Annotated in this window: 13 protein-coding genes; 10 read left to right on the top strand and 3 right to left on the bottom strand. The window is 40.0% G+C overall.

Going from position 1 to position 19,932, the window contains the following annotated elements; genetic code table 11:
• Nucleotides 1-7 precede the first annotated feature (7 nt).
• The 9 genes from malQ (at nt 8) to rluF (ending at nt 15,254) form a co-directional block, all read left to right on the top strand.
• Nucleotides 8-2,011 (top strand): 4-alpha-glucanotransferase, encoded by a 2,004-nt coding sequence (gene malQ / locus ABX891_RS18460; protein WP_354630332.1) that lies wholly within the window; start codon nt 8-10, stop codon nt 2,009-2,011.
• Nucleotides 2,012-4,219 carry a 1,4-alpha-glucan branching protein GlgB gene (gene glgB / locus ABX891_RS18455; protein WP_354630330.1) on the top strand — a complete coding sequence of 736 codons (2,208 nt, stop codon included), beginning with the start codon at nt 2,012-2,014 and terminating at the stop codon, nt 4,217-4,219.
• Nucleotides 4,212-6,275 (top strand): glycogen debranching protein GlgX, encoded by a 2,064-nt coding sequence (gene glgX, locus ABX891_RS18450; protein WP_354630329.1) that lies wholly within the window; start codon nt 4,212-4,214, stop codon nt 6,273-6,275. Before glgB ends, glgX begins: the two co-directional genes overlap by 8 nt.
• The gene (locus ABX891_RS18445) at nt 6,268-8,805 is read left to right on the top strand and encodes a glycogen/starch/alpha-glucan phosphorylase (protein WP_354630328.1); all 2,538 of its coding nucleotides are present in this window, start codon (nt 6,268-6,270) and stop codon (nt 8,803-8,805) included. The genes glgX and ABX891_RS18445 overlap by 8 nt, the downstream gene beginning before the upstream one ends.
• A 14-nt stretch (nt 8,806-8,819) precedes the next feature.
• Complete coding sequence (glgC, locus tag ABX891_RS18440) at nt 8,820-10,121, top strand: glucose-1-phosphate adenylyltransferase (protein ID WP_002958601.1); 1,302 nt, start codon at nt 8,820-8,822, stop codon at nt 10,119-10,121.
• Between the two features lie 80 nt (nt 10,122-10,201).
• Nucleotides 10,202-11,737, top strand: a complete 1,536-nt coding sequence (locus tag ABX891_RS18435) for a glycogen synthase (protein WP_354630327.1) — start codon at nt 10,202-10,204, stop codon at nt 11,735-11,737.
• Between the two features lie 89 nt (nt 11,738-11,826).
• Nucleotides 11,827-13,041: an EAL and HDOD domain-containing protein gene (locus tag ABX891_RS18430; RefSeq protein WP_354630326.1), complete on the top strand. Its 1,215-nt coding sequence runs from the start codon at nt 11,827-11,829 to the stop codon at nt 13,039-13,041.
• 15 nt (nt 13,042-13,056) lie between these two features.
• Nucleotides 13,057-14,142 carry a DUF418 domain-containing protein gene (locus ABX891_RS18425; RefSeq protein WP_502936057.1) on the top strand — a complete coding sequence of 362 codons (1,086 nt, stop codon included), beginning with the start codon at nt 13,057-13,059 and terminating at the stop codon, nt 14,140-14,142.
• Between the two features lie 86 nt (nt 14,143-14,228).
• Nucleotides 14,229-15,254 carry a 23S rRNA pseudouridine(2604) synthase RluF gene (rluF, locus tag ABX891_RS18420; RefSeq protein ID WP_165724052.1) on the top strand — a complete coding sequence of 342 codons (1,026 nt, stop codon included), beginning with the start codon at nt 14,229-14,231 and terminating at the stop codon, nt 15,252-15,254.
• Nucleotides 15,255-15,276: 22 nt separating this feature from the next.
• On the opposite strand, the gene ABX891_RS18415 is transcribed toward rluF, so the two are convergent.
• Both ABX891_RS18415 and ABX891_RS18410 read right to left on the bottom strand, forming a co-directional pair.
• On the bottom strand, nt 15,277-15,861 hold the full coding sequence (locus tag ABX891_RS18415) for a hypothetical protein (protein WP_354630325.1): 585 nt from the start codon (nt 15,859-15,861) through the stop codon (nt 15,277-15,279).
• A gap of 62 nt (nt 15,862-15,923) precedes the next feature.
• Complete coding sequence (locus ABX891_RS18410; RefSeq protein ID WP_354630324.1) at nt 15,924-16,178, bottom strand: MetJ regulator of methionine regulon; 255 nt, start codon at nt 16,176-16,178, stop codon at nt 15,924-15,926.
• A 241-nt stretch (nt 16,179-16,419) separates the two neighbouring features.
• Here ABX891_RS18410 and ABX891_RS18405 point away from each other — a divergent pair, with 241 nt between their 5' ends.
• Nucleotides 16,420-16,752, top strand: coding sequence for a PBPRA1643 family SWIM/SEC-C metal-binding motif protein (locus ABX891_RS18405; protein ID WP_354630323.1), 333 nt, complete (start codon nt 16,420-16,422; stop codon nt 16,750-16,752).
• 109 nt (nt 16,753-16,861) lie between these two features.
• Here the strand turns inward: ABX891_RS18405 and ABX891_RS18400 are convergent, their stop codons facing one another.
• Nucleotides 16,862-19,930, bottom strand: a complete 3,069-nt coding sequence (locus ABX891_RS18400) for an efflux RND transporter permease subunit (protein WP_354630322.1) — start codon at nt 19,928-19,930, stop codon at nt 16,862-16,864.
• Nucleotides 19,931-19,932 lie beyond the last annotated feature (2 nt).

The raw sequence follows: 19,932 nt of genomic DNA, 5'->3' as shown, positions 1-19,932 counted from the left end.
CGATTCAATGGATGCTCTTTCGCAGTTGTTTTACCTGCATGGTATTGGCTTTGAATTCACTAAGTATACAGGTGAACAGGTATTTTTTAGCGAAGAAACGCGTAAACGTGCTTTGCAATGTTGTGGTGTTGATACAAATAATGAAGCAGGAATAGCTCAACTAACTTATGATTTAGATGCATCGCTTTGGCTTGATTTAGTACCTAGTGTGAGTTTAGTTGAGCAAACTGCATGTTTGTTAAAGCTTCGTATAGATGAACGTCAGCAATATTTAGCCGCTAATATTGATGTCCCTTCACTTGGAATGCATTTAGCATTTGATAACCTTTATAACCTTTATAACTTGGCTGTCACTGGTGAATATTACTTGCATGGCGTTCGCTATATTGAGCTGGCACTACCCATTGGTAATATGCCAATTGGCTATCATGACGCTAATGTTCAGGTAGGTGAGCAACACGCTATTACACAAATTTGGTGCGTGCCTGAGCAAGTCTATCAAGTGGGAGACACAAAGCGCACTGGATTATCTATTCAGCTTTACACATTAAAAAATAGAGCGAATTTTAGTATTGGCGACTTTGACGATTTATTAGCGCTTACAAAACTATGCAGCTCCCAAAACATGGATTATATATTACTTAATCCACTGCATTTGTTATTTGCTGATATGCCAGAGCGAGCCAGTCCTTATAGCCCTAATAGTCGCGCTTTATTAAATCCTCTTTATATTTCTATCGTACTAAGCGAAGACGCAATAAATAACGAAAACCTTGACGCCATTATGCAGCAAGATGATGTCGCTGCACTTATTAAAAGTAATGATCAGTTTATAGATTATGAAAATGTAAGCCGTATAAAGTATACGTTATTTGAAGCGCTTTATAATCAGTTTGAATTAACGGCAAGTGATGAGCGTCGCCAAGCGTTTACTGATTTTTGTAATGCTCACTCTACTACGTTAAATACCCTCGAATCAGATAACCTAACATTTGCTTATTACCTGCAATGGCAAGCGCATATGCAACTTGCACTGTGTCAAAAAAGTTGCGCAGAGAGAGGCATGGCTATTGGCTTAATAAACGACTTAGCTGTTGGTTGTGCTGGCGATGGGGCTGAATTTAAAAATCAGCAATCGTTGTTTAGCCAAGGTGCAAGTGTAGGCGCTCCACCCGATCCATGGGCTGAAGCAGGTCAAAATTGGGGCCTCCCAGCCCTCAATCCCCAAAGCCTTAGTAATAATCACTACCAATTTTACCGCTCGCTCATTCGCGCAAACATGCAAAACGTAGGTGGGCTTCGAATTGACCACGTAATGGCTATTAGGCGCCTATGGTGGTGCTTTGAAAGCAATGGCGAACAAGACGGCTGTTATGTTTACTATCCGTTTGAGCATTTACTTGCCATTTTAAAAATTGAATCGCATATTAATCAGAGTATTGTTATTGGTGAAGATTTAGGCATCGTACCGCCAGAGGTTAGGGAAGCTTTGGCATCTAGCTGTATTTTTTCCAACAGCTTATTTTATTTTGAGAAACAACACAGTGGAGAGTTTTTATCGGTAGATGAGCTAGCAACACATTGTTTGTTAATGATAGCCAATCACGATGTTCCTCCATTTACAGGCTGGTGGCAACATGATGATTTAGATATTAAGCAACAATATAAGCTTATAACTTGCAATGAATACGAGCAACTAAAGCAACAGCGAATAGAAGAGCAACAAAGGTTACTACGTTTTATTAATCACCATGGCAATACAACTGAGCTTTTATTACATAGTGAAGCTGTGACTGTTTATAGCGCACTTGCATTGTGTTTAGCAGGCTCTCAATCGCGTTTATTTGCAATACAAATAGATGACTTAGATGAGCAAAAGTATCCGGTTAATATCCCCGGGACAGATAAAGAATATCCTAATTGGCGACGTGTATTAACGCATACCAGTGAAGAAATTTTTACCAAAAATGCCTCACTTTTAGCTGCTATCGATTCAATAAGGAAAGGTTAAATGAGCAGTACAACTAATGAAAATAGTTATGATGCACAAGTACACGCATTAAATATAGGGCGATTTAAAGACCCATTTAGCTTCTTAGGGGCACATAAAACGGATGCTGAGGTTGAAATTCGTTTTTATCTACCTTGTGCAATAAGCGTAAGTGTTACATTAAATAATAAAAGTATTAAGGCGAAACGCTACCAGCAAAGTGACTTATTTATAGCCAAAGTTGATGCTTTGCCCACTGCGCCATATGAATGCATTACTCAGTACACAGATAGCAGCGTTACCTTTTATGATGAATACAGTTTCCAAAGCACACTTGATGCAGAGGCAATGTATTTATTTAACGAAGGCAGTCTTGAACATGCTTACTCGCATTTTGGTGCACATTTTAGTACTCAACAAAACGTAGACGGTGTACGTTTTTGTGTATGGGCGCCTAATGCGGCAAGTGTCTCTATTATTGGTGAGTTTAACTTTTGGCAAGCGAATCGCCACTTTATGCGCTTTCATCCTGCAAGTGGTGTATGGGAGTTATTTGTACCAGGCCTTAAAGCTGACATGTGCTACAAATTTGCAATTACCGCGCAAAGTGGAGAGGTGCTCGAAAAAGCCGACCCTTATGCATTTAAAATGCAACAAGCACCTGGCACTGCAAGTGTACTGCAGTATAAACCAGAACCTATAAAGCTTGGCGAGCAGGCACTTCAATACAGACAAAAGCGTAACCATATTGATGCACCAATTAGTATTTACGAAGTGCATTTAGGCTCATGGCAACGCGCTGAAAACAACCGCTATTTAAGTTACACAGAGCTTGCCGACAAACTCGTTAGCTATGCCCTTGAAATGAATTTTACTCACCTGCAACTTATGCCAATAAGTGAATACCCGTTTGATGGTTCGTGGGGGTATCAGCCTGTTGGATTATTTGCACCTACCAGCCGCTTTGGCGACTACAACAGCTTTAAATACTTTGTAGAGCAGTGCCACAATGCTAATTTAGGTATTTTGCTTGATTGGGTACCAGGGCATTTTCCAAGCGATCCGCATGGCTTACATCGATTTGATGGCACCCATTTATATGAGCATGCTGATAAGCGCCAAGGGTTTCATCCTGATTGGAATACCTACATTTATAACTACGACCGTCCTGAAGTTAAAAGCTTTTTAATATCAAATGCTATGTATTGGCTACATCAATTTGGTTTAGATGGCCTGCGTGTAGATGCCGTAGCTTCTATGTTGTATTTAGATTACAGCCGAAAAGAAGGCGAGTGGGTTGCTAATTGTTACGGCGGGCGTGAAAACTTAGGTGCAATTGAGTGCCTAAAGCAAGTCAATATGCGCAGCTATAAAAACAACCCAGGCATTATGATGGTGGCTGAGGAGTCGACAGCATGGCCGGGTGTCACCCAAAGTGTTGAGCACAACGGTTTAGGCTTTGGTTATAAGTGGAACATGGGTTGGATGAACGATAGTTTGCATTACATGCAGCACGACCCTTTATATCGTCAGCATCATCATCATGAAATGACTTTTTCGATGGTATACGCGTTTAGCGAAAACTATATATTGCCATTAAGCCACGATGAGGTAGTACATGGTAAAGGCTCGTTAATTGAAAAAATGCCAGGCGATGATTGGCAAAAATTTGCAAATTTACGCGCTTATTACGCATTTATGTGGGCACACCCGGGTAAAAAACTCTTATTTATGGGCGGTGAAATTGCACAGCGAAAAGAGTGGGGGCACGATCATTCTATCGATTGGCATTTACTTGAGCACCAAAGCCACAGCGGTATAAAGCACACCGTAAAAGCGCTCAATACCGTTTATAAAACCCAACCCGCGTTGTATGAGCTTGATTCGAGCGCGGCTGGTTTTACCTGGATAGATAACAATAATAATCAGCAGAGCATTCTGAGCTTTGTTCGCTATGCTAAAAACGCAAAAAACTTTGTGGTTGTTATTGCTAATTTTACCCCCGCGTCCTATGAAAACTACGTTATTGGCGTACCGAGTAAAGGGCGTTACAAGGTCATTGTAAATACAGACGATACTCAGTTTTTTGGCTCTGGCGTTGAGGTAACTAAAGATTCTTCGCTGATAGTTCAGGCAATAAACGAATCAAATCATGGTTTTAAACACAGTATTTCAATTGCCATTGGTGGCTTAACTACTATTTATTTACAAAAGGTTGATGATGAGTAACCGATTTGATGTAGCACCCGGTAATGTAGAACCACTTGGCTCTAGTGTTATTGATAATGGGGTCAACTTCGCGCTTTATGCGCCTGGGGCGAGCCAAGCTTATGTATGCCTGTTTGATAAAAGTGGCCATTCAGAAATACTAAAAATGGCGATGAATATCAACGAAGGGGGTATTTGGAGTATTCATATTTCGCCATTAAACGCCGGTGCGCTTTATGGTTTTAGAGTTGAGGGTGAGTATAACCCTAAAAATGGTCAACTGTTTAACGAAAATAAGCTGCTGATAGACCCATATGCAAAAGACTTGTTTGGTGAGTTTACTTGGAGTGAGCGCCATTACGGGCAAATGCCCATCGGTACTAAAAGCACTGTAAATAATGCGATTGATATACCTAAATCAAAAGTAGCGGCTCCTACGTTGTACGCGCATAAAAAGCCTAACCACCGTTGGTCAAACACGGTTATTTATGAGTGTCATGTGAAAGGTACAACGTGTCGTCATCCTAAAATTCCCAAATCTCTACAAGGAAAGTTTTTAGGGTTAAGCCATCCAAGCTTTATTGAACACTTACAAAGCTTTGGTGTTACAGCCGTTGAGCTTTTGCCTGTTCATTCTTTTATTAGTGAGCAATTTTTAACAGGGAAAGGTTTGCAAAACTACTGGGGTTACAACACGCTTAACTTTTTTACGCCCCATAAAGACTATTTGGTAAACGACGATATAAACGAGTTTAAGCAAATGGTGCAAGAGCTCCATGCTGCAGACATAGAAGTCATATTAGATGTTGTTTACAACCACACAGCTGAAGCAGGGGCGGATGGCCCTATACTATCGCTTAGAGGCTTTGATAACTTAGCCTATTACCGCACAGTAGAGGGGCAGCCTGACGTATATATAAACGATACCGGCTGTGGTAATACCATAAATATTGACCACCCTAAAACACTGCAACTTGTACTTGATAGCCTTCGTTATTGGGTTGAAGTAATGGGAGTTGATGGTTTTAGGTTTGATTTAGCGACCATTTTAGGCCGCTCAAAAGCAGGCTTTAGCTCCGCACATACTTTTTTACAAGTAGTTGCCCAAGACCCTGTGCTTAACAAAGTTAAGTTAATAAGTGAGCCTTGGGATATAGGCCCAGGTGGTTATCAGCTTGGTGCATTTCCGCCGCCATGGCGAGAATGGAACGATCAATACCGCGATGTAATTAGACGTTTTTGGCAAAGTGAAACGGGTATTATTGCCAATGTTGCAAAACGTTTGCATGGATCGTTTGATATTTTTGAGCACAGCCAACGTGGGCCGCTCAATAGTATTAATTTTATAACGAGTCATGATGGTTTTACCCTTGCTGATTTAGTGAGTTATGAGCATAAACATAACGAAGCTAATGGCGAGCAAAATCGAGATGGGCACAGTGCAAATCATTCGTTTAACTGTGGGGTAGAAGGTTTTACCAGCGACTCTAAAATAAACGCACTGCGCTTACAGCAACAAAAGAACTTTTTACTTACTTTAATTCTCTCAAAAGGTGTTCCCATGATTGCTGCTGGTAGCGAAATGGCGCACTCGCAAGGGGGGAATAACAATGCTTATTGCCAAAATAATCGCACTAGTTGGCTTGCCTGGAAAGATTCTCAACTTAATCATTCGTTAACACGATTTATTGATGATGCATTAAAAATTAGACGTGCGCACAGTGCGTTTAAACACAGTGTATTTTTAGATGATATAGACGAGCGTTTTACCGTTAAGTGGTTTACCGAACAAGGTAAAACCATGACTGATGCTCACTGGCATGAAGATACCAGACAGTTTTTAATGTATAGCTTACTTGATAAGCAAAACAATCATGCATTGCTGATTGTATTTAATGCCAGTGAAAAAACAATTTTTTGTCAAATGCCCCCATCGCCAATTAATGCGCCGTGGCAAATGATTCTATCAAGTGTACATAATGCATCTGTGAGCAGTAATGAAGATGCGATGGTTGAAATTTCAGCACAAAGTAGTTGGGTTTTTAGTGCCAATTTAGAGGATGTTAGTCATGGTTAAACAAAGTGATCAAGTGTGTGTAGTAAAGGGCTGGCAAGAAGGGCCCGTTATTGATGAAAGTACGCTTAAAGATGACTTAACACGGCATTTTTATTATACCCTCGGCCGAGATAAGGTTGGTGAATCGCAGCATTATTTGTATCACGCATTAGCGCTTACTATTCGCGACAGACTTGTAGCCCGCTGCAGAGAAACGAATCAACAAATTAAGCAAGAGAAACGCCGCAAAACGGCTTACCTTTCTCTTGAGTTTTTGATGGGGCGTGCGCTAGGTAATGCTGTTTTAAATCTAGATTTAGATGAACAAGTAAGCTCAGCACTACAAGAGTACTGCACAACAATAGAAACAATTGAAGACGCCGAGCACGACGCTGGCCTAGGAAATGGCGGGCTAGGGCGCCTTGCAGCCTGCTTTTTAGATAGCTGTGCTAGTTTAGCGTTGCCTGTTATTGGCTATGGCCTACGATACGAATACGGCATGTTTAATCAATCGATTAAAGATGGTAACCAAATTGAGCAACCAGATAACTGGCTACGTGAAGGACATCCATGGGAGCTAAGCGCACCAGAGCATGCAAAACGTGTGAAGTTTGGTGGCTATGTGCAAAGTTACACAGATAAATTTGGCAGAGAGCACCGTCAATGGATGGGCTCACAAGATGTATTAGCTGTACCGTACGATGTACCTGTCCCTGGGTATAAAAACAATATCGTAAATACACTACGTCTGTGGAAATCAGAGGCAACAGATGAATTTAATTTAACCGAATTTAATGCGGGCAGTTATTCAGAAGCCGTCGCACAAAAAAATCTAGCCGAACAGATCACCATGGTGCTGTATCCAAATGACAGCAGCGAAAATGGTAAGGAGCTTAGGTTACGCCAACAATACTTTTTATCATCGGCGAGTATTCAAGACGTAGTAGACCAATGGGTTTCTCAACATGGCGAGAGCTTTAGTGACTTTGCTGATTTTCATGTTTTTCAGTTAAACGACACGCATCCAAGTATTGCTGTTGCAGAGCTAATGCGTATTTTAATTGATGATTACGAATTAAATTGGAACGATGCGTGGCAAATCACAACTAAAACCATGGCCTATACAAATCATACGCTACTTCCTGAAGCGCTTGAAAAATGGTCTGTTTCGTTGTTTTCAAAATTATTACCACGCATTTTAGAAATAGTTTACGAGATAAATGCACGCTTTTTAGCACAAGTTGCACAGCAATGGCCGGGAGATGTTGAAAAGCAACGTGCATTGTCACTGATTGAAGAGGGTGATGAGCCGCAAATTCGTATGGCTTATTTAGCTATTGTAGGTAGTTACTCTGTAAATGGCGTAGCAGCACTTCATACTGAACTGTTAAAAGCGGGATTATTTAAAGAATTTTATGCATTGTGGCCAGATAAGTTTAATAACAAAACAAATGGTGTAACGCCTCGTCGATGGCTTGCGCATTGTAATCCAGTATTAAGTGAATTAATTGGTGGAAAAATTGGTCATGACTGGGTTAAAAACTTCTCAAAAATTAGTGACCTACGTCGTTTTTATGACAACAAGGCATTTCATGAGCAGTGGCAAAATGCTAAACGTGAAAACAAACAACGTTTAGTTGATTTAGTTAAGGCGCGCTGCGATATCGATTTTGATGTTTCAATGATGTTTGACGTACAAGTAAAACGTATCCACGAATACAAACGTCAGCTATTAAACATACTTCATGTGATTCATTTATATGACCGTATTCGCCGTGGGGATACCCAAGGACTTGTTCCTCGTTGTGTTCTATTAGGTGGTAAAGCAGCGCCAGGTTATTACATGGCTAAAAAAATTATTAAGCTTATTAATAACGTGGCAGAGGTTATAAATAAAGACCCTCAAGCTGCACCATATTTACGCGTCGCATTTTTACCTAATTACAACGTAACCGCAATGGAAGTTATTTGTCCTGCAACCGACCTCTCAGAGCAAGTATCTACCGCAGGCAAAGAAGCGTCTGGTACTGGCAACATGAAATTTATGATGAATGGTGCATTGACAATAGGCACGCTGGATGGCGCAAACATTGAAATTAGAGATGCTGTTGGTGCTGATAACTTCTTTTTGTTTGGCGCACAAGCGCACGAAATTGACGATATTAAATCACGTTATAATCCAGAGCATTTAATATCGCAAAATAGCGATTTAAAGAATGTGATGCAATTACTCGAGAGCGGGCATTTTAATTTATTTGAGCCATGCTTATTTGACGACATAACAAATGCAATTAAGAGCCCGCACGATCCATGGCTTGTTGCTCACGATTTTGAAAGTTATGTAGCAACTCAAAAAGAAGTTGATAAAGCTTACGCAGATCAGACCTACTGGACACAAATGAGTATTTTAAATACAGCAGCCAGTGGACTGTTTTCAAGTGACAGAACCATAAGCCAATACAGTGAAGATATTTGGCATTTAGAACCCCTCAATATTAGTGAAACAGACTTAACGACAACTAAAAGCCATGCCACTAACAGCCTAGACTAAATGGAGAGAGTATTATGCCTAATTATGCAAATCGCTACATAAGTAGCCTAACCAGAGAAACTTACGCGTTAATACTGGCAGGCGGTCGCGGTTCTCGCCTGCATGAGTTAACCGATTGGCGAGCAAAGCCAGCAGTTTACTTTGGTGGTAAGCATCGAATTATCGATTTTCCACTATCAAACTGCATTAACTCGGGTGTGAGACGTGTTGGTATTGCTACACAATATAAATCACATTCATTAATACGCCATGTAAACCGCGCATGGGGGCACTTTAAAAAAGAGCTAGGAGAGTCGGTTGAAATACTACCTGCATCTCAGCGCCAAGGTGATGATTGGTATTGTGGAACCGCAGATGCTGTTTTTCAAAACATAGATATTATTCGTCATGAGCTTCCTAAATATGTGATGATTTTGTCTGGAGATCATGTGTACCGTATGGATTATGGTGCTTTATTGGCTGAACATGTGCAAAAAGGCGCAGATATGACTGTGTGTTGTATTGAAGTTCCAGTAGAGGAAGCCGCAGACACGTTTGGTGTAATGACCGTTGATGAAGAAAATAGAGTGTGTCGTTTTGATGAAAAACCAGCAATGCCGAGCTCCGTACCCGGCAAGCCAGGTACATGTTTAGCATCAATGGGGAACTACATTTTCAATACAGAATTTTTATTTGAGCAACTTAAAAAAGATTCTGAAAATGAAGGCTCTGGACGCGATTTTGGTCACGATATTATTCCAGCGATTATAGAAGAGCATAATGTATTTGCTTTCCCATTTAGAGATCCAAACCAAGAAGGGCAACCTTATTGGCGCGATGTAGGTACGCTTGACTCGTTCTGGGAAGCTAATATGGAACTGGTAATGCCAGAGCCACAACTTGATTTATACGATCCAACGTGGCCAATATGGACTTATCAAGAGCAACTACCACCTGCTAAGTTTATTTTTGATGATGAAGATAGACGTGGTATGGCTTTAGACTCAACAGTCTCGGGTGGGTGTATTATTTCGGGCTCTGCGGTTAGAAAATCCCTGTTGTTTTCTAACGTTCACGTTCGCTCATTTTGTACCATTGAGCAGTCGGTTATTTTACCCGGTGCGGTTATAAACCGAGGTTGTAAAATTAAACGCGCAATAATAGATAGAAGCTGTGAAATACCTGCGGGTCTTGAAATCGGTTTTGACAAAAAAACAGATGAAGAAAACGGCTTTAGGGTATCTAAAAAAGGTATCGTTCTTGTTACACGTGATATGCTCACTGAGCTTGCAAAAAAGTTAGAACGCCAAGCGCGAGAAAATAAAAAGCTAGCGTAACAACAAGTTAGATAAGCACGACAACATAGCTTGCTCATTTGTGAGCAAGCTCACACAGGTTTAAAGGAAATAATAAATTAATGCATGTATTAATGGTTGCAGCAGAAAATGACGCGTTACCAGGCGCAAAAGTAGGCGGTGTGGCAGATGTAGTACGCGATGCACCTAGGGCACTCGCTAAGCAAGGTATAACGGTTGATGTTGTTATTCCTGATTACGGGTTTGAGCCGCTTGAGCGTATTTATGTAGGTGAAGTAACTGTTGCATTTAATGCTCAACCCCATGTATTAACCATTTTTAAAGTACAACAAGCCGAAAATAATGTAAGCCAAATTGTTATTAGCCACCCGTTATTTAGTGAATCAGGCAGTGTATATTGTAATGATGCACCGGGGAGGCCTTTTGCAACTGATGCGACTAAATTTGCTCTATTTAACGCAGCCGTCTGCGAAGCGTTATTACAAGGTGTATTAAAGCGCCCTACAGCGCTGCATTTACATGATTGGCACAGTGCCTGCGTTACAGTTTTACTTAAGTTTGAGCCACGTTATAGCTCACTTAATACCTTACCCATTGCCTTCACAGTGCATAATATTGCACTGCAAGGGATAAGGCCTTTCAAACATGATGATTCAAGCTTAGAGGCGTGGTTTCCATCACTTAGTTATAATGGCCAGCAATTATGCGACCCGCGTTACCCTCATTGTTTTAATCCTATGCGCAGTGCAATAAATCTATGCGATAAAATACATGTTGTATCGCCAACTTACAGCCAAGAGGTTCTTGAACCTAGTAATTACGAACATGGTTTTTTTGGTGGCGAAGGGCTTGAGCAAGATCTGCAAAATGCAGCAAGCCAAGGCAAGCTTGTTGGTATTTTAAATGGCTGCGAATATCCAAGCAATGCACTTGAAGGAGCAACTCTCGCTGATTTTTATAGCCAAGCAGAGAGTACTTTGTTTGGTTGGATGGCCAATTACGAGCAGTTACAAAGTGGCTACTATATTGCCCACCAACGATTACAGCAATTTAAAGCAACGGTTAATAATGGTCCATTAGTCACAAGCGTTGGCCGACTTACCGAACAAAAAGTGTTGTTATTGTGCCAGCAGGTTAATGGGGTTTTAGCTATTGATAAAGTGTGCCAATTAATTAATGAACATAATGGCAGACTTATTATTCTCGGTTCGGGTGACAAAAAGCTCGAAAGCATATTTACCAAAGCAATGGCGCGTAATTCCAATCTTTTATTTTTGAAGGGGTATGGGCAAGGTGTTGGCGATTTAATGTATCAATTAGGTGACTTATTTTTAATGCCAAGCTCGTTTGAACCGTGTGGTATTAGCCAAATGCTAGCAATGCGAGCGGGGCAACCGTGTTTAGTACACAGTGTTGGCGGATTAAAAGATACTGTTAAACACCACGAAAATGGTTTTAGCTTTAATGGAGACACGTTGGCAACGCAAACGCGTAATTTAATTAGCTGTTTAGACGAAACTCTCTTAATTAAAAAGCAAAATCCTAAAAGATGGCATAAAATTAAGCACAGCGCAGAGCAAATGCGTTTTTCGTGGCCACAAGTGGCAACTGATTATATAACAACCTTATACCGGTAAAACGTTTCTGTACTTTAAAGTTTAGTGACAAATCTACCTGCTTAGGGTTTAATTACTTAGTATTATATAAAAGCTAAGAAGTAGGTAATGTGTCTGTATTTGTTGCAAGGCAAGCAATATTCAATCGAAGTAAAAAAGTAGTAGCCTATGAGCTACTTTTTCGTGATAGTCCAAAAAATTATTTTCCAGATATTGCAGAAGGCCAAGCAACAGCAAGGCTTATTATGGAAAATCAATTAAATTTAGGTACACGCCATATTACATCAGGCAAAAAAGCGCTTATTAATATAGGACCAGAATCACTAAAACTCGATTTATGTGCTTTCTTACCATGCCAAGACGTTGTGATTGAGTTGCTCGAAACCATAGAGCCTACCGACGACAACTATGAGCTATGCCGAGGTTTATTTCATAGTAACTACAAACTCGCGCTCGATGATTTTGTATATAAACCACAATGGGATCGTTTTCTAAAGCTTGTGAAGCTCATTAAATTTGATATTGCAATTACACCTCTTAGCGAAATACAGCCCATAGTTACTAAGTTACAAGCGCATAAACAAATAAAAATACTAGCCGAAAAAATAGAAACACAAGAAGACTATGAGCTTGCCTTTGATATGGGGTTTGATTATTTTCAAGGCTATTTTTTTGCAAAGCCTACCATGATCAAGCAAAACGACATTGATTATAATTATGGTTTAGTCGTCGCTATTTACGCCGAAATAATGAAGCAAAGCCCTGACATTAAAACCATCGCAAGCCTGTTTGAGCTAGATGCTGCACTCGCATATAAGTTACTAAGATTAATAAACAGCGGTGTGTTTCCTATACAAAGCCAAATATCGTCATTAAAGCAAGCGCTTGTGTATTTAGGACACGAACGCCTGAAAAAGTTTGTGAGCCTTATTGTTACTGCTCATACAGCGGGTAAAAAGCCAGCGGAGCTAATGCAAGTATGTGTTGTACGTGCTCGCTTTTGTGAGCTTGTGGCAAAAAAGGTTAATAAAAGTCAGTCAGGCGAAGCATTTTTAACAGGATTATTTTCACTGCTAGATGCAATCCTTGATCAACCAATGAGCTTGCTTGTTGAAAAGCTACCATTCCCTGATGAAATAAAAACGGCATTATTAGGGAACAAAAACACACTTTATTATATTTTGAACGTTGTTAAAGCATATGAATCAGGAAGCTGGTGGGCACTTGAACAAGCTGTACTTTTGTTGAATATAGACAGTGCTATACTACCTCCACTTTACCAGCAGTCAGTCGATTGGGCTGACAGTTATAAGAATAATATTTAACGGATAATAGCTTTAATGCGCAATTATAATATGGACTTTATTCGCGGCGTTGCCGTGCTTGGCCTTGTTTACATGAATGCTTACGCCTTCGGCATTTTTGAATATGGGTATTCCTCCTTAACTAATCCTCCTGTTAGCGACTCAATTATTCACACCCTTAGCAGCGTGTTTGTAGACGGGCGTTTTAGAACGCTGTTTAGTTTGCTTTTTGGTGCTGGGCTTTACATTCAGTGGCAACGTTACAAGTCTGAAGTGCAAATAAAAAGCAGGCTCTATTGGTTAATCCTCTTTGGTTTAGCGCATGGTTTTTTACTTTGGGCCGGTGATATTTTATTTGTTTACGGTGTATCTGGCTGGTTTGTTATTAAATATTTAGAAAGTGATAGCAACGTACTTTTAAAAAGAGGGCTTTCATTTACTTTGTTGTCGGGTGTGGTTACCTTACTTGTTATATCTAGCGTACCCGATGAAATAATTTACCGCGATACAGCACAGTTTATTGAATTATATAACCCACACTATATTGATTACTTTATTAGTAACCTTGCTATGAACACGTTAATGCTTGTTATGGTGCCAATAATGACAATGTGGATGTGCGTGGGCCTTATGCTCATTGGCATTTATTTATATAAACAAAACGTTTTTAGTAAAGGCTTAACGACTCAGCAATTAATAGTTTGCGGTGCAATGACCCTTGTTTTTTGTGGAATCAGGCTTTATGCATCACAGCTTAATGGCAGCTTAGGATATGGGGTGCAAGAATTTATAAATATTTTTGCGGCGCTAGGTATGGCTACGCTGTATATTCAATTAATTGTAAAATTTTGCAATAACAGCGCACACGTTGGCACGCTTATTCAACAAGCGGGGCGCTTAGCATTTACTTTATATATTAGCCAAACACTCATACAATTATTGTTATATAAAGTGCTATTTACGCACTGGGTGCTCAATTTTGATCGTATTGACTACTGGTTAGTTGCAACGGCATTAGTTGCACTGCAGCTCATATTTACCTTTATATACAGCCGTTATTTTAACCAAGGCCCGCTTGAATTTGTATGGCGTAAATTAACGAAAGCAAAAATTAATGCTTAAACACCTATAAATTTTAAATTAGGGGCGAAAAAATAGTGTGGGTGGTTTACACTACTCGCCTTAAAAATTACTACGCTATAAGTGCCATGACCGAATTAAAACGTTTAAATAAATTTATTAGTGAAACAGGATTTTGTTCACGCCGCGAAGCCGATAAATATATTGAGCAAGGTCGTGTCAGCGTTAATGGCTACTCGCCTGAAATGGGCGTAAAAGTTGCTGCTACCGATGTTGTATTGGTTGATGGCAAGCCACTTAAAGCCACACCAAAGCGCGTTTATATCGCTTACAATAAACCAGTTGGTATTACGTGTACTACCGAAAGTAAAATTCAAAGTAATATTATTCGCGCGGTAAATTATCCTACGCGTATATTTCCAATAGGGCGTCTAGATAGACCTTCTGAAGGGCTTATATTTTTAACTAACGAAGGCGACATCGTTAATAAAATTTTGCGTGCGGGTAATAACCACGAAAAAGAATATGTTGTTACGGTTGATAAACCGCTTAATCGTCAGTTTGTTACAAAAATGGCCAATGGCGTGCCTATTTTAGATACCGTGACTAAAAAGTGTAAAGTGACACAAACGGCCCCTAAAGAATTTAAAATAGTACTTACACAAGGTTTAAACCGCCAAATACGCCGTATGTGTGAATATTTAGGTTACGAAGTGGTGACGTTAAAGCGCACTCGTATAATGAACGTAACACTAAAAGGTTTAAAGGTAGGGCAGTGGCGTCATTTATCTGATACTGAAATGGCGCAAATAAACGACTCGATTTCTGACTCAGGTAAAACTCAAGAACATTCGCTTGATGCTAATAAACAATCAGAAAATAATACGCCGTCGATTCCTAAAAAGCGTGATTTTCAGGGTGAAAATCCTCGCCGTTTTAATAAAGGCGAACAAAGTGGCGAGCGTAGTACTGAGCGAAATTCAAGTCGCAACTCTGATCGCAGTAATGCTAATGGCGAGCGCAAAAATGAGCGCAGTAAAGCACCTTATCAAAAGCGTTCTACCACGTATGTTGGTAAGCCAAAAAGTATTAAAGAGAACAAGTCGTCACAGTCAAAACCTAGCTCGGGGCGTACCCTTAGCTTAAAAAAATAATCTGCACCTAAGTGGTATTCTACTACCACTGTATTTCTTGTACTATATTGCCAAGTGGGCTTGTAACGCCCACTAAATTTATATTGTTATTTTGCAAAGTCACCAATTTATTCTTATCTAAATACCATCTAAAAGTGTATTTTCTGTAGTTCTGTAAACTAAGCACAGTTAGCGTTGCACAACTGTACTCATAATCAGTTGGGCAACTACCTACCTCGAGTAATTGATGCTCTTGCTGCCATATATTATTGCTGTGTTTATTGGCCCATAATTTCACAGAAATACAAACTGACGTCCATAACCATAAGTAAATTAAAATGGGCAAAAACAGTGGTATAAATGCGCTGCGGAACTTCCCATGCTCAGCAATATAATTTTTAACTGTATGTTTAAATTCAAAGTTATTATTGTATTTTTTATATAGGTGCCTTAATAAAACAACCGACAACACTATCGCCGTTATTGGAAATAACGTAAATGTTAAGGTGTTATACATACTGTTGGGGATAAAAGCGGGGTCGGCTTGTTCATCCCATGCAAGTAAAACCAGCGGAGGTGCTGTTACTAAGAGTAATAAGGCGCTGTTGAAGAGTTGCTTAAAGGTCAAAGGGTATTCACTTATAAAATGTTGCTTGTATAAAGCCCAAATTAGCGCTTAATGTTTCGCTATTAAATGCTAAAGCCAATATAAAATAAGAGTATACCTAAATAAACTGCAATCGCCGATAACGAGTTTTTAGAGCGCAGGCGATTAACAAGGTCGCGTGTGCCATCAACCATGCCTGAAATCACCAGTACTAAACCACCTGTAAATCGGTAGTTGTTTAAGTTCACGTTACCATTATCGTCAGTTATAAAGCGTAAATAACCAAAAAGTATAAAAACGCTGCCCGCTATTAGTATCGCGGTTTTAAAATTTTCCAAGGCTTTTCCATAATATTGAGTTAGATACTAAAATGGCACTAAGTTGAGTCATGATAATTTTACTATATTTCGAATTTAAATTTTGCCTAAATCCATTAAATGGCCTCATTATGTCGCTATATTAGGCGTATATACGCTAAAGCCTGATTTATATTGTGCATTATCAAGTACACTTAGTTATATGAAGGGTAAGCTGTTAAGATGCGCCGTCTTAATAATGCAGAAAGGTTATAGAAGTAACATGTCAAAATTTTTCTTTATGGGTAAGCCCGATATAATGGGTAAAAATAACAGTAATGGATTTGCACCAAAACGTACTGCAAAGCCAGGCACAGAGTCACACCCGCTCACGTTAATTGTAAACTCAGTTGCACGACAATCAGAAATAGAAGCAATACTAGAAGAGCATCCGCTGTTTGCTTCAATTGAAGTTAAAGCTGAAGTACCAGAAGATATTCGCGAACTAGACTTTGCGCTTAGCAAGTCAAAACCACAAGTATTTGATAAAGTACCAGAGCGTAACGCACCTTGTGTATGTAGTAGCGGCAAAAAATATAAGAAGTGTTGCGGTTAGTTTATTAACAACTAAATATGTAGCCTTTCTTTTTTCATCGGTATTAAATAAAAATGCCACTGACCTTGAGCCAGTGGCATTTTTTAATGTTAACCGATTATATGCTTAACTACTTACGCGGTTCGTAATCAATTCTAAATATAACCGTGTAAAGTACGGGCACTACAATTAGAGTCAAAATTGTAGCAAAGCCTAAACCAAACATAATTGTTACCGCCATTGACTGGAAGAACACGTCAAATAACAGCGGGATCATACCTAAAATAGTAGTTATAGCCGCCATAGCAACTGGGCGTACACGGCTCACACCAGAGTCAAATACGGCCTCATAGGGAGATTTACCTTCCCTTAATTCGAGATTTATTTGATCAACTAATACAATACCGTTTTTAATAAGCATACCGCTTAAGCTTAATAAACCAAGTAGTCCCATAAAACTAAACGGAGCATTCATAGCTAACAAGCCCGCGCTTACACCGATAATAGCTAACGGAACCGTTGCCCAAATCACAAGTGGTTGCTTAAGCGAGTTAAAAAGTAATACGGTTACTGCAAACATCGCTAAGTAGCCCAGTGGTAATGAGCCAAATATTGCTTTTTGGGCCTTGCTTGATGACTCAAACTCGCCGCCCCATTCCAGTTCGTAACCGCGCGGTAATTCCATGTTTTCTATTGGTCCGCGAATACGTGCAAATAGTTTAGCAGGGGTTTCATCCCCTAATACATCGTGATCGGCCATAATAGTAATTGTACGCTTGCGATCGCGGCGTATTATTAGGCTGTCTTCCCACTGTACAATAAACTCGTCTACCACTTGGGTTACTGGTACAAATACACCAAGTACTGGGCTGTATATTTGAAGGTCGTGTACGCTTTCTACGTTTAAGCGCTCGTTAGCAGGAGATCGTGCAATAATAGGCAGCAACTGCGTGCCATCGCGATATACGCCCACTTGTTTACCCGATAAGCTTGTTAGTAATACATTGTCTAAGTCAGATTTACTAATACCTAAGCGGCGTGCTTTTTGCTCGTTAAACTGCGGGCGAATCATTTTAGTACGTGCACGCCAGTCATCACGAATATTGTACGCGCCATCGTCGTTACCAATAAGTTCTTCAGCTTTAGCAGCGAGTTGTCTTAAAATAACAGGATCAGGGCCTGAAAAACGCGCTTCTATTTTTGCATCAGTAGAAGGGCCAATTTCCATTGGCTTAATTTTAAGCTGTGCAGAGAGTGCATGATTATTTGAGTAATCACGTACAGTTTGCATTACAGTCGCTACGGCTTCTCTGTTGGCTACACGAATAATTAATTGCCCGTACGCGGGATATGACTTTTCTGGCGCGTAGGTAAGCATAAAGCGTGGAGCGCCTTGGCCTGTTGTACTTGTTACTTCTTCAACAAGGTCTTCTTTTTGCAAAAACTCTTCAAGTTTTTTAACGCCCTCAAGGGTTGAGCGAATATCAGAGCCTTGCTCTTGCCAGTAATCTACATAAAACATAGGTGTATTAGAGGCAGGAAAAAACGACTGTTTAACAGAGCCAAAACCAACAACCGCAGTACACAGTAAAACAACCATTAATATAAGCGTGGTTTTTCTAAAGTGCAGCGCTAAATCTAAAATCGCTTTGTAACCGTTAAAAATAAAACCTTTATATGGGTCTTCATCTTCTTGGTCTTCTTCGTTTTTAAACTCGTTTTCTTTGAACATTAAATTGGCAAAAAATGGCGTTAGCGTAATGGCTGTTATCCAACTTAATAAAAGCGAAATAAACAACACCCAAAACAAACTGCCGGCAAATTCACCACTGGCATCAGAGCTTAAACCAATTGGCGCAAAGGCAGTGACTGCAATGACTGTTGCACCTAGTAAGGGCCATTTTGTTTGCTCAACAATATTAACCGCCGCTTTGAGCTTTGTTTGCCCACGTTTAAGGTTTATTAGTATCCCTTCGGTTACAACTATTGCGTTATCAACCAGCATCCCTAGGGCAATAATAAGTGCTCCAAGCGATATGCGTTGCAAGTCGATGGCAAACAACTTCATAAATATAAACGTACCCAGTACAGTAAGCAGTAAAATACCACCAATTAAAATACCGCTTTTTAAACCCATAAATAACAGCAGTACTACAATAACAATCGCAATAGCTTCAAGTAAGCTGATAATAAAACCATCAACCGATTTTTGAACCTCTTGTGGTTGGTTGTATACCGAATTTATGTCAATACCATGAGGGCGTTGATACTCAAGTGAAGCTAAGTGATCGTCAATGTGTTTACCCACATCAACTACGTTAACTCCCGACATAAACGACACGCCAATAAGCAAAGCTTGCTGAGAATTATAACGAATAACATTGTTAGGTACTTCTGCGTACTCTCTGTAAACCTTTGCTACGTCGCCTAAATAAATAAGCTCACTTGCACCAGGTTTTGAAATTAATAGCGTTTCGAGCTCTTTTACATCTTTAAATTCGCCAGTAGGGTGCAAGCGAATTGACTCATCGCCCACGCGAATTTTACCCGCATTAGAAACCGTATTTTGCGATTGCAGTAACTGAAATATATGACTGGGTGCAATGCCTAATTGAGCTAATTTACGCGTTGAGACTTCCACCATTACTTGCGGTTGTTGCTCACCTGCAACCGTTACTTTACTTACGCCTTTAACCAAGACTAGCTCGCGTTTTAAAAAGTCTACGTAGTTTTTAAGCTCGTCATATGAGTAGCCATCACCGGTTACCGAATACATAACACCGTAAACATCGGCAAAGTCATCTAAAACAGTACTTGGGTAAACGCCGCTGGGAAGCGAAGGGGAGAGGTCGTTAATTTTACGACGCATTTCATCCCAAATTTGGCGAAGTTGCTCTTTTCGATAAGTGCTTTTCATCTCTACCGAAATTTGCGACTTACCGTTAGATGAAATAGAAGTAACGTAATCAACATAAGGGAGTTGCTGAATTGCGTTTTCCAGAGGAAAAGTAACTTCTTCTTCAACTTGTTGCGGCGACGCGCCAGGGTACATGGTAATAACCATGGCTTTTTTAAGCGTAAACTCAGGGTCTTCTAATTGCCCTAAGTCAAAATACGACACGGTACCGCCAATTAATAGCAGCAGCGTAAACATCCAACTGATTACTTTTTTCTCAATGGAGAGTTGTGCAAAGCTCATAA

This window comes from Pseudoalteromonas sp. NCIMB 1079, assembly GCF_040567695.1.
Classification (GTDB): Bacteria; Pseudomonadota; Gammaproteobacteria; order Enterobacterales; family Alteromonadaceae; genus Pseudoalteromonas; species Pseudoalteromonas distincta.
This window is presented reverse-complemented; position numbering and strand designations above follow the sequence as displayed.